Origin of the sequence: Nostoc sp. (genome assembly GCF_036917195.1) — a bacterium.
In the GTDB taxonomy this organism is placed as follows: Bacteria; Cyanobacteriota; Cyanobacteriia; order Cyanobacteriales; family Nostocaceae; genus Nostoc.
Genome location: NZ_JBALDG010000068.1, coordinates 115,207 through 127,211, shown reverse-complemented (window position 1 = coordinate 127,211; position 12,005 = coordinate 115,207). Strand labels below are relative to the sequence as shown.

The 12,005-nt window shown below is 40.5% G+C and carries 7 protein-coding genes; all 7 read left to right on the top strand.

Features of this window, described 5'->3' with window-relative positions:
• Positions 1 to 421 precede the first annotated feature (421 nt).
• The 7 genes from V7K40_RS22860 to V7K40_RS22830 all read left to right on the top strand — a co-directional run bounded on the left by V7K40_RS22860 (position 422) and on the right by V7K40_RS22830 (position 11,503).
• A complete protein-coding gene (locus V7K40_RS22860; RefSeq protein WP_334963735.1) occupies positions 422 to 904 on the top strand; it encodes a hypothetical protein in 483 nt (160 codons plus the stop codon).
• A 56-nt stretch (positions 905 to 960) separates the two neighbouring features.
• Complete coding sequence (gene cas5 / locus V7K40_RS22855) at positions 961 to 1,398, top strand: CRISPR-associated protein Cas5 (protein ID WP_334963733.1); 438 nt, start codon at positions 961 to 963, stop codon at positions 1,396 to 1,398.
• Between the two features lie 451 nt (positions 1,399 to 1,849).
• The gene (locus V7K40_RS22850) at positions 1,850 to 6,985 is read left to right on the top strand and encodes an ATP-binding protein (protein WP_334963731.1); all 5,136 of its coding nucleotides are present in this window, start codon (positions 1,850 to 1,852) and stop codon (positions 6,983 to 6,985) included.
• Positions 6,986 to 7,090: 105 nt separating this feature from the next.
• Entirely contained in the window at positions 7,091 to 9,088 is a 1,998-nt protein-coding gene (locus V7K40_RS22845) for a TnsA endonuclease N-terminal domain-containing protein (protein ID WP_334963729.1), read from the top strand.
• Positions 9,063 to 10,064 (top strand): AAA family ATPase, encoded by a 1,002-nt coding sequence (locus tag V7K40_RS22840; protein WP_334963727.1) that lies wholly within the window; start codon positions 9,063 to 9,065, stop codon positions 10,062 to 10,064. The genes V7K40_RS22845 and V7K40_RS22840 overlap by 26 nt, the downstream gene beginning before the upstream one ends.
• A complete protein-coding gene (locus tag V7K40_RS22835; RefSeq protein ID WP_334963725.1) occupies positions 10,054 to 10,617 on the top strand; it encodes a TniQ family protein in 564 nt (187 codons plus the stop codon). The genes V7K40_RS22840 and V7K40_RS22835 overlap by 11 nt, the downstream gene beginning before the upstream one ends.
• The gene (locus tag V7K40_RS22830) at positions 10,607 to 11,503 is read left to right on the top strand and encodes a TetR/AcrR family transcriptional regulator (RefSeq protein WP_334963723.1); all 897 of its coding nucleotides are present in this window, start codon (positions 10,607 to 10,609) and stop codon (positions 11,501 to 11,503) included. The genes V7K40_RS22835 and V7K40_RS22830 overlap by 11 nt, the downstream gene beginning before the upstream one ends.
• Positions 11,504 to 12,005: the final 502 nt, after the last annotated feature.

Here is a 12,005-nt window from a genome sequence, read left to right as displayed (position 1 = left end):
AATAACCCCCTAACTGTTAAGGGAGAAGTCGGATTTTCTTGGCTCTGTTCAATATAACTGAATGTAACAATACTATCTTTGGCAACTTGGTATTAGACGAGGAAATAAGACTACTCTGCAAAAAGGCTATTGGAATAGTAGAATTCATTCTTTTGTAGGTTCAAGTGCGATTCGTTGGGCGTTACGTTTTTATCTTCAAAAGCAAGATTATTTAGTTAATCGAGTTTGGGATGAGGACGAACATATTAATCGGTTAACAAGTCAAGATTTCGATCCAGAACAATTTTATGATGATGATATTTTTGGGTTTGCTTTATTAGAGTCTGCTGAAACAGAGGAGGAGATTTCAACAACAAAGAGAAAAAAGAAACAAACAAAACTCAGCACTCCCAATCAGCGGATGGGTGCTTTAGGGATGAATATGGCTGTTTCGCTAACGCCTTATGATGGTGCAGTCAAGTTAGGGGCAAAAAGTGGCAGAGAAAAGGATAGTACATCGCTTCATTTTACAGAATATCATGCAACTAGATATCAATATTCTTTTGGAATTAATGCCACTCATCTCAAAGATTTTTCGCGGATTTTACCTTTGATAGATGGGATTATGAATCTGCCCAAGGTAGGAGGGAGTAGTAATATTTTTCATTATCCTTTCTGTCCCGATAGTTTGGTACTTCAATGGACAAATCATTTTGCTTCATATATTTCCTATTGCTTTGAATATTGCGATCCTAAGAGTAAGGAAGCAAAACTTACAAAAGAGTTTATAGATGAAGTGGAATGCGGACAGATTGACCCTAGTAAATTGTGGATTAGGGGAACAATTGTTAAGGAGTTACAACAATTGGATAATTTTGATAATTCCCCTTTTAATAAGGCGCATATTTATCATAATCGAAATTAACTGATTGAAGCTTTGAAAACAGTCATTAAAAGAGATTTGGGCATAGAATAATCAAAATGATTGCACCATTAATTCTCTATTTGGATGTTCCATTTACGACTTTTCGGGAGTCCCATGCAAGGGAAATGGGAAAAACCTATCCTGTTCCTCCTCCAGCGACAGTGTATGGGATGTTGTTGTCTTTGGTAGGGGAAACGGATGTCTATCGCCACTGTGGGGTAGAATTGGCGATCGCGATGTTATCTAGCCCCAAAAAGTCGCAAATTTTGCGTCAAATGAGACGGTTTAAGAATGCTGATTTTAGCCATTTAGAGAATATTATTCCCTGTTATCAAGAAATTTTGTCTAATCTGAAGTGTTTGATTTGGGTTCGTTCTGACGGGGAGAAGATACAACCAAGTTTAAGGGAGAGGATACAGTTAGCGTTTGACCATCCTGAGCTAGTAAGACGGTTTGGTTGTTTATTTTTGGGAGAAAGTTACCAGTTCGATTAAAAGGATCAAACTTGTCTCGGAAGATTATCTAGAGGGGGTGAGACAGTGGACGATTAGGGATAATCGAGGCAGGTTAACCTTACCTTATTGGGTTGATCATGTGGGGTCAAGAAATACCCGATTTTTGAGGTATCGGATTGAGGAAATGGATAGATTATCACCTCCTGATTTGGCGTGGACGATGATTCAATCTCCAATTTGACAAGTATCTTTTATGGGAAAGGGAATTTAGGGTAAAAGAATGGCAGGAAGGTTTACACGGTAAGGGATATGGTAATTGAGGCAAGGCAAAAAGGTGCTTGCCTTTTTTGGGAAAGTTTATCGGCACTGGTGTGTTCTCGATAATGTTTTAAGGCAGAAATCTCTGAAATTTAGTTCTTGAGGGTGATCGATGAGGTGAAAGGCTAAGATAAAGAGGTTAATCTAAAGAAGACTGAAGCACTGAAGATAAATGCCAGAGCCAGCAAAACAGCAAAGTAACCCCTTTTCTACGGGGGGTGGTGGAGTAAATTTTGAAACACGGATTCAAGCAGCCTTTACTGTTCTTATGCTGTCTGGTCGGCTTGCACCCTGCTTACCACCTTTTCCAATTATAAAAATTAAGCTGCAAGGGCATTATGCTGGCTTTAATACTGATGATTTCATTGTGTTTGCTAAACAGCCAGAAACAGAGAAAGAAGCAAGGCTACTGGCTCAAATCAAGCATGACATTAGCATCACGGCAAGAGATACAACTTTTGCTGAAGTAATTCAAAGTACCTGGAACGATTTCAATGACGAAAATTTCAATCCTAATACCGATGCTCTCGCTCTTATAACAGGTCCTCTAAGCGCAACTGACATAAACGATGTGCGACCTATTTTAGAGTGGGCAAGATATGCTGAAAATGAAGAAGAATTTTTTATCAAAATTAAAACTTCCAACTTTAGTAGTGATGCAAAAAGGAAAAAGTTGGAAGCGTTCAAGACGCATTTGAAGATGGCTAATGGTGAAACTGATGTTTCTGACAGGCAGTTATGGGAGTTATTAAAAGTCTTTCATTTCATTGGCTATGATTTGGATACAGAATCAGGAAGTACATTATCTTTACTTCATTCTCTAATTGCTCAGTATTCAAGTGAATCTGCATCGTTTTTGTGGACGAGAGTCGTTGATGCTGTTCAAGTTGCTAATCAAAATGCAGGAACTCTCACTTTAGAGACTTTGCCAGAAGACATCCGAACTGCATTTAGTACTGTTAGTTCCTCCGGTTGGTCATCAGATGTCAAAAAACTCAAGGAGCATGGCGATTACATTTTAGGTGGTATAAGGACTACTGTTGGTGAAATCCATGTTGAGCAACCAGATGTTTTTTCTGAACTACTCAACTTGACTGAAACCTCTAGCTTCGTTTTTGTTTCCGGAAAGCGTGGTTCTGGAAAATCTAGCTTGATACGAGAGTTTTTAGACTATATCAGTAAAAGTGTTCCTATATTCTGTCTACGCACTGAGGATTTAGAACAGTCCCATCTTGATAATGTTTTTTCAGCAATGGGCTTAAGAAGTTCACTTCATAACTTAGAAGCGGGTTTCGCTTTAATGCCCAAAAAATACTTAATCATCGAGTCGCTTGAAAAGCTTCTTGAGTTAGAGAAAACAACAGCGTTTACAGACTTGCTTCATTTACTGAGCAAGCATCAAGGTTGGACTGTGATTGCTACTGGTCGTGACTATGCGTATCAACAAATAACATTTAACTATCTTCAGCCTTTTGGAGTTAACTTTAAAACACTTACATTAAACGGGTTTAGTAATGATCAAGTTCAGAATCTATGTGAACGACTTGAACCCTTGCAAAAAATTTCTGACAATCTGAATTTGAAACCGTTGCTAAAATCTCCGTTTTTTGCGGATTTAGCATGTAGGGTTCTTCAGACTGGAACGGAATTTACGTCTCAGGATGGTGAAAAGGAGTTCCGCATTGCAGTCTGGCGAAATGTAATTGCAAAAGAACAAGAGCGAGCAAATGGAATGCCGCTTAAGCGAAAGCAAGCCTTCATCAACATCGCAGTCAGTCGAGCCAAGAAAATGGTCTATGGAGTTTCTGAAGCTGAGTTTGATGGTGATGCTATATTCAAGCTCGAAGAAGATAACTTAGTTCGTCGCGATTCCACGAATAATCTTGTTAGTCCATCGCATGATGTTCTAGAGGACTGGGCACTTGACCAATATATTGAGGATGCTTATCGAAGGTATTCAGGTAGAATACAAGATTTCCTTGATGCAATCGGTCATGAACCTGCAATAAACCGTGCATTTCGCTTGTGGCTTCATCAAAAGTTAAGGTGCGGCGAGAATGTTGATGATTTTGTGCGCTGTGTTCTTACTAGTCAAGATATCCAGAGCTATTGGCAGGATGAGACTATTGCTGCGGTGCTTCAAGGCGATAATCCAGACGAATTCCTCAGTTCTTTAAAAGATAAGCTTTTTTTAGACGATGGAAAACTTCTGAAACGTTTTTGTTTCATTCTGCGAATAGCTTGCCAAACGCCAGATCAAACATTCACTCCCAAACTCAAACAAAGTGATGATAGCTCTTTAGTCGATGCTCTGATTCTTAAACCCTATGGTCAAGGCTGGAAAGCCATGATTTGTTTTCTATTTGAAAACAGAGACTCTTTATTTGGGGATTTAACACCGCATGTAACAGCAGTCCTAAATAATTGGTCTTCTCTATTAAATCTAAATGAAGATTTACCATTATCAGCCCGTGAAGCAGGATTATTAACTCTTCACCTGTTAGCTCCTCTCAAGGAATCATACAGAGATAATGGTGACAGAAAAAAACTACTCAGCATCATTATAAAAACTATTCCAGCAATACACGAAGAATTTTCGGAACTTTTAGAAGCTGATGTTTTTGCGAATACAACTGGTCAGCGATCGCGCCGACCACATTATGTTGAAGAGTTCTGTACAATGGTTTTTCAGGGGATTGAAGCCGCTTTCTTTTGTAAATATGATCCAGATACACTAATTAAACTGGCACATTTTGAGTGGTTAATTAGGGAATCTAACAAAGGGCGTAGTTATCGGTACAGTAGCACCATAGGAGTGAATCATTACTTCCGCCTCCACGAACATCGGTATGAGTTTTTTCCTGCCAGTGGGGCTAAAGGTCCATTCCAACACCTTTTACGTTTCCATCCAAGAAAAGGCTTAGACTTCATTTTGGAACTACTTAATATTGCAGCAGAAGAATATGCTTATTCTGACTTAGATGCACCAGACCGCTACTCATCGACACAACGCGATCCTTCAAAGCCAGTATTTGAACCGTTGACTATCCAGTTAAATGATGGGACAAAAATTCAGCAGCATTACTCTGGTCGCCTGTGGGCTGCATATCGTGGACATTCTGTAATTCCTTATTTATTGCAGTCTGCTCTTATGGCGCTTGAGAACTGGTTAATCGTATATACAGAGTATTCTGAATCAGGGCAATTAGAGTGGCTATTCGACTACATTTTACGAAATAGTAATTCTGTCATGCCTACAGCAGTTTTGGCTTCTGTAGCAACAGGTTTTCCTGCAAAAGTTGGAAAATCTGCGCTGCCACTTCTACGAACTGCTGAGTTGTATCACATGGATCGGAGTCGGATTGTTCATGAACGAGGTGGCAATGAAATTAATTGGCATTCTGGCTTTCAAAGAGATACACTGTCCGAAATTTATTCTGAAGAGAGACGTGCTGCTGCTCTGCGCCCGTGGCGGACAGAACATTTAGAGACGTTGATTGTACGCCTTCAGTTTTCCGAGTGGAGAGATGAAGCACTTGCCGCTATTGATTTGATCCATGCATCTGAGTCTCAGGATGAAACGACACGGTTTCTCTTACATAGGATTGATAGTCGTGGTTGGCAACCTATAGAGGATAAAGAGAATAACAGAATTATTTTTGAGCCTGAAGATTTGGAACCTGATCTGAGGGATATTCAGCAGCAAACTCAAAAAAGGTTTCGGGTACAAAGCCGCTTCTCTGCGCTCTATGTTTGGGCAACAAAAATCTTTAAATACGAACCGCTAGAGAATGAATACTATGTAACGTGGCATGAAGCTCTTTCTGAAGCAAAAGAGTTATTTGAAGAACTCAAGTCTGGTGCTGTTGATGATCTAGCAGCAATGTATTTGGGTGCTGTTGTCACTGCTGCTGCTATTTTTATTCGAGACTATTCAAGTGAACTGAATGAAGAAGATGTTTTGTGGTGTGCTCAATTGATAACTCAAGCAGTTACAGCAAATGCAGATTCAGACAATACAACTGCAATTGTAGATGCGACGGATCATGACGGTGCATCTGCTGCGGCATCTATTCTTCCAATTTTATTGGATTTTGCTCTTGAGGAGAATGAAAAGTTTCTCGTTAAAAAATTAATTGCTATTGCGTTAACACACGTTAATGAAAATGTTCGGCATAAAGCAGCGGAGGGTATCAGAAATTATCTCTGGCACAGAGATCCTGAGTTCGCACAGAAATGCATTATTGGAGCACTTGAGTATGCTCGTTTTGAGCATGAGCAAAGTAATCAATTAGCCGAAAGACGAATATATCACCTAGAGGGTACTGATAGGGAGACTGAGATTACTAAGCTACGAGAAAGAAAAGATGAATTCCGCGATCAATTTGCACATAGTAAGATTCTAAGTGAGATTGAACAAATTACGCTTCAAACTCATAGCCCTTGGTATCTTTTAAGCCCATGCTTGATGATACCAGATGGATCAAGAGAACATAGCCATATCAAGTTGCTATCGAATATGCTAACTCTCTTCTTTGAATCTGAGCAGCAGGAACACACTCATAATTCTAGAACAGATAAGGAACTAGAAATCGAAATCAACTATAAAATTCGACTTAGCTTCTCGCAAAGGTTCGCTAGATATATATTTTATTTGCACGATTCTAGCTTTCAACCTTATATTGAACATTTGGTGGAGGGTTGTAACATAGCACCCGATTTCATGGATTATTTGATTCTACAAGTCGCTTTGATTGCTGAAAGAGCAAATAAGAAAGAAGTTTACTGGCAACTATGGAAAGAATTATCGCAGAAAGTGCAAGAGTTAGCTACTGGGCTTGCTGACAGTGAATCTAGATCTAGGCATCAGGATAGTAGGCGAAAGTTAATTCGTAACATGTTAGACGCTGATACGCCCTGGCAAAAAGTTGATTATGAAAATCAAGATATTGTACTTGGGAAAGAATTGCTGCTTGAATTCTTCAAAAATGCTGGAAAAAATCCAGATGTGTTTGAAGGATTAGCGTCACTCATGTATCACTTTCGCTCAATTTTCTTTGAACCAGGGGTACATATTCTCTCAAGGCATCAAAGAGAACAAGGCGGAACTCGTTTATTTTCAGGGGTGAATACTGCATTCTACTTGGAAAGAGCTATTCAGTATTTTCTACAGCTTGATCAACCTGGATCTTTGTCAAGAAATTTGCATGAGTCATGTTTAGTGCTGCTCAATGCAATTGTCGAAACTGCTTCATCAAGAGCATATTATCTCCGAGAACATCTTATTCGTTCTCGTAAGATATTGTAAGTCTAATTTGAGCTTTGCAAGTGAAAGTTATTGCTGTAGAAACTAGGTTGTTTACTAAGGTACGATGCCTAGCCAGCATGAATTGAAAGATCGCACCCCCACACTTTGGATAAGTTTCTGGTTTTGCAGTGCGGTCGCCGTTTTCTAATTGGTGCGATCGTCCCTAAGCTTTGGATCAGCCTCTGGTTTTCCTGTACGGTCGCCGTTTTCAGGTTCGTGCGATATCTCCCAATTCAATTTGAGTCTCATCGGGTTGAACTGCCAATTATCTATCAGTTAGAACACGATGAAGATGTTCTAGAATTCTACGATCAACCACTACAAATTAAACTTGACTATCAAGCAAGTAACGGACGTAGATTAGGCGTTTTACACACCCCAGATTTCTTTATCATCCGAAGCAATTCGGCTGGTTGGGAAGAGTGTAAAACTGAGCAGGAGTTGAAAAAACTAGCAGAGAAAAACCCCAATCCTTACTTTTACTCTCAAGAAGATAATCAATGGCATTGTCCGCCAGGAGAAGTCTATGCTAGCCAGTTTGGGCTTTATTACCGCATCCGTTGCGATCGCGAAATCAATTGGGTTGTGCAACGTAATCTGCAATTTTTAGAAGATTATTACCGAGCCGAATCCCTAGCAGTGGAAGAAGCGATCGCTCAATCACTACTTGCAATTGTTTCATCGCAGCCGGGAATCACTTTAGCCGAATTACTCGATCAGTCAACAGGAGCTAAATCTGACGATATCTACACCTTAATTGCTCAAGAGCAAATCTATATTGATTTAAATGCTACAGCACTTGCTGAACCAGAAAGATGTCTAATCTTCCGTGATGAACAAACTGCTAGTGCTTATAGATTAATGGTTGAACAGCCAAGTGTAAGTCTTCCGGCTATCTCTCCTGTAGTCAATATTATTACTGGAACGACTGTTAGTTGGGACGGCAAAGGTTTAAATATCATCCATGTTGGAGAAACAGAGGTTATACTTGGCGCAGAAAATAATCAGTTAATTGAACTCAAAAAAGCTATATTTGAGAATCTGGTTCGCCAAGGAAAAATCACAAGTCTCCAAACACCAGAAAAAACAGCTATTAGCACAGAATCTTGGCTGCGATTTTATCAAGCTAGTCCTGAAGACCAAGCAGAAGCTCTTGAACGCTACAAAACTATCGAACCTTACTTAAACGGACATCCCCCAGAAAACGAAACAATACCAGCCCGTACTATTCGTGACTGGAAAGCTAAATATCTAACTGCACTTCAAAAATACGGTTGCGGCTACATTGGGCTTTTGTCCCATCGCAGTGTCAAAGGTAATCGTCAGCGCAAACTGCCCGAAGACACCTTAGCAGTTATGGAGAAGTTTATTTTAGAAGACTATGAAACTCATAAACAAAAAAGAATGTGGGAGGTTTACGGGGCTTTAGTTCAAGCTTGCGAACAATCTGGTGTAATTGCTCCAAGCTATAAAGCATTTACCAAAGAAGTAAAACGCCGTACTGGTTACGAACAGACTAAAAAACGCCAAGGTCATCGTGCCGCTTACCAGCATGAATCCTTCTATTGGGAGCTTACTATAACTACCCCAAGACACGGCGATCGCCCCTTTGAAATTGGACATATAGATCATACTCAGTTAGATGTAGAGCTAGTTTGCTCTCGTACAGGTCGCAATCTTGGCAGACCTTGGGCAACATTTCTCGTAGATGCTTACTCACGGCGATTACTGGCAGTTTACCTAACGTTTGACTCACCCTCATATCGTTCTTGCTTAATGGTGCTAAGAATTTGTGTCAAGCGTCACGGTAGGCTTCCCCAAATTGTAGTGGTAGATAATGATGCAAAGTTTCACAGCCTTTATTTTGAAACACTACTAGCTACTTTTGAATGTACAAAAAAGCAAAGACCCCCAGCCAAAGCTCGTTTTGGTTCGGTTTGCGAACGCCTATTTGGAACTTCCAATACTCAATTTGTCCATAACTTACTTGGTAATACACAAATAACTCGTAACGTCCGCCAAGTCACCAAGTCAGTTAACCCTAAAAATAAAGCTGTATGGACACTTGGCTTACTTTATGAATATCTTTGTTTATGGCCCTAGCGGTATCGGTAAAACAACTTTGCGACTCCGCGTTGAGCAAAAATTAACAGAACTAGCATTACCTAAACTGGAAAGCGATCGCAGTCGTGTTCCTGTTGTTGGTGTTGAAGCTGTAGCCCCAGAATCGAGAAACTTCAACTGGAAAGATTACTACACACGCGCCTTAATCGCCTTAGAGGAACCCTTAATCGATCACAAGTTTGATTACGGTGTGCGTGGTATCTCTCGTGATAATTTTGGAAAAATTAATGTTGAGTCAAAAGTAGTTGCACCTGCTTTACGCAGAGCTTTAGAAAATGCTCTCATCCATCGTCATCCAGACGTATTTTTTGTAGATGAAGCACAACATTTTGGCAAGATGGCAAGCGGATACAAGCTACAAGATCAATTAGACTGCCTCAAATCTGTGGCAAATATGACAGGCATCTTGCATTGTCTGTTAGGAACATACGAATTACTAACATTCCGTAATTTAAGTGGTCAACTCTCACGCCGTAGCGTCGATATTCATTTCCGCCGTTATTGTGCTGACACCCCAGAAGACGTACAGGCTTTTAAAAGTGTATTGTTGACTTTCCAACAGCAGATGCCACTTGCAGAGCCTCCAGATTTAGTTACTCATTGGGAATATTTTTATGAACGTACTTTAGGATGTGTTGGCATACTGAAAAATTGGCTAACACGCCCTCTTAAAGATGCTCTGGATCGAGAAACAACAACCGTGACTCTAAAAGACTTACAAAAACGTGCTTGGTCGGTTGCTCAGTGTCAGAGAATGTTCAAGGAAATTCAAGAGGGCGAACGACAATTATCTGAAACAGAAACAGATGTACAAAACTTACGCTCTGCATTAGGACTTGGAACAAAACCAATCGCGCTACCAGAAGAAACCCCAAAAACTACTTGTCCGCCAGGAGAGGTTGGCAAACGCAAACCTAAAAGAGATCCCATCGGAGTGCAGCAAGATGTTAGCTAGTGTATTAGAAACATACGAATCTTGGAATTTAAGAAAGGTTGCTATTCCATCTCGCAGTCGGTTGTATCGCTTAGATCCTATTGGTATTGGTACTCCATTAGTGGAAAGCTTAACTGGTTATATATCTCGACTAGCAGAAGCTCATTGTGTAACCCCAAAAGCTTTAATATCTAGAGAACTCGTGTCCTTTATACCCAAGACTTACAAAACTACAAATCTGTTTGAAATGCGAAGCTTGACTGGGGCACTCAATGGAGTAGGTACGATGGCTCTTGATTTAGTCACAGTCCTAGAGTCATTGACTCTACGTAGTGATTTGCGCTTTCTCACACTATTAACATGGGCTGATATCTTTCCCCAAAGGAGATTACTTCGTGCTAGACGAGCTTGGTGTCCCTACTGTTATGAGGAGTGGTATTCCTTGAAAGACAAAGTAATTTACGAACCCTTAATTTGGTTTTTTGAGGCAGTTACACTTTGTCATTGGCACAATCAGTCCTTATCCCAGCAATGTCCTCATTGCAAACGAGAGCTTCCTCCTCTTGCTTCTTAATTCGAGACCAGGTTATTGCCCTTATTGCTTAGAATGGCTTGGCGTTACTGCTAATTACCCGTCTTCTGATCAAATTCCACCGAGCAAGGAAGAGATTATTTGGCAAACGTGGGTTATTAAAACCATTGGAGAATTACTTGCTAATACCCCTCACCTACCAAAACCTTTGCAAAGGGAAATAGTTGCTCAAGCGTTCTGTAGGTACGTAAACCAATTTACTGAAGGAAACACAGCTGCTTTTGCCCGTATGCTCGAAATTCCCAAAAACAAGGTTTGGATGTGGCAGATGGGAAAAGTCTTGCCAGAACTGAATGTAATTTTAAAAATCTGTTTTACTCTTCAGGTATTTGTGCTGGATTTTTTAACTCAAGAGACTCTTAAGAAGAATTCTAGTCAATTTCCTACTATGCCTCAAAACCAAGTGGGAAATAGCAGTACAAAAAAGCTTGAAGTAAAGTTCGATAGCGATCGCACTCAACAGTTACTTGAAAATTTGCTTCAAGCGAATGAACAACCGCTACCTATGACAGCAGTAGCGAAACGCCTTGGGTATCCTAAGCGAATTCTTTACAGGCATTTCCCAGAGCTATGCCGAGCGATTTCATCCGAGTACGTTAAGTATATAAAAGAATCTCGCATCAGGCGAATCGAACAGTGCTGCGAGGAGGTAAAACAGGCTGTTCAGCAATTTCACTCTGAAGGTATTTATCCTAGTGAAGCAGCTATTTCACAGCTATTGACTAAACCTGGAGTTTTCGTGACAATGAGGTTCGCATTGCCTTTAAAGCCGCAAGAAGAGAAATTGGTTTGGACGCATAACCTTGCCGCCCTTCATTGGAAGCATAAGCTTGCCGTTGCGGCAAAGTTATGGGTAAAGTCACAATAGGAGTCTTTTGGCATTTTAAATTTTTAATGGGGGTGGAGGGACTTGAACCCACACGACCTTTTACGGTCAACGGATTTTCATTCTCCCGCAGTTTTCACTGCTACCTGATGACAATAGCCAGATCAGATTTTGAGAATTGGACTCTCCCTTTACCCTCGACTTAACGTTAGGGTAGCTCCCGTCGGGTCTCTGCACCTTCCCTCAATTTTGGATTTTAGATTTCGGCAACTCTTAGAGACGCCCTTGCGTTCGCTCAGTCGAACGATTTTGAATTTTGGATTGAAGATTAATCGCAAATCTAAAATCGCAAATCTAAAATTTTTGGGCTTGGCTCAGGATTGCCATGTCTGTAACCAGATTTAGGTTTCCCTGAGTTTGAGAGCTTCCACTTGAGGGATTTCTCCTTCAAGGCTCAGTTATCTAAGTCCGTAGCGTCTACCATTCCGCCACACCCCCGCAGGTGTTTGGCAACTAGTATAACTAGTTATTTGGTGGGGGCAGT

Coding starts and splice junctions, on each gene's coding strand:
- V7K40_RS22860 (WP_334963735.1), top strand. CDS start 422: ATGGCTGTTTCGCTAACGCCTTATGATGGTGCAGTCAAGTTAGGGGCA.
- cas5 (WP_334963733.1), top strand. CDS start 961: ATGATTGCACCATTAATTCTCTATTTGGATGTTCCATTTACGACTTTT.
- V7K40_RS22850 (WP_334963731.1), top strand. CDS start 1,850: ATGCCAGAGCCAGCAAAACAGCAAAGTAACCCCTTTTCTACGGGGGGT.
- V7K40_RS22840 (WP_334963727.1), top strand. CDS start 9,063: ATGAATATCTTTGTTTATGGCCCTAGCGGTATCGGTAAAACAACTTTG.
- V7K40_RS22835 (WP_334963725.1), top strand. CDS start 10,054: ATGTTAGCTAGTGTATTAGAAACATACGAATCTTGGAATTTAAGAAAG.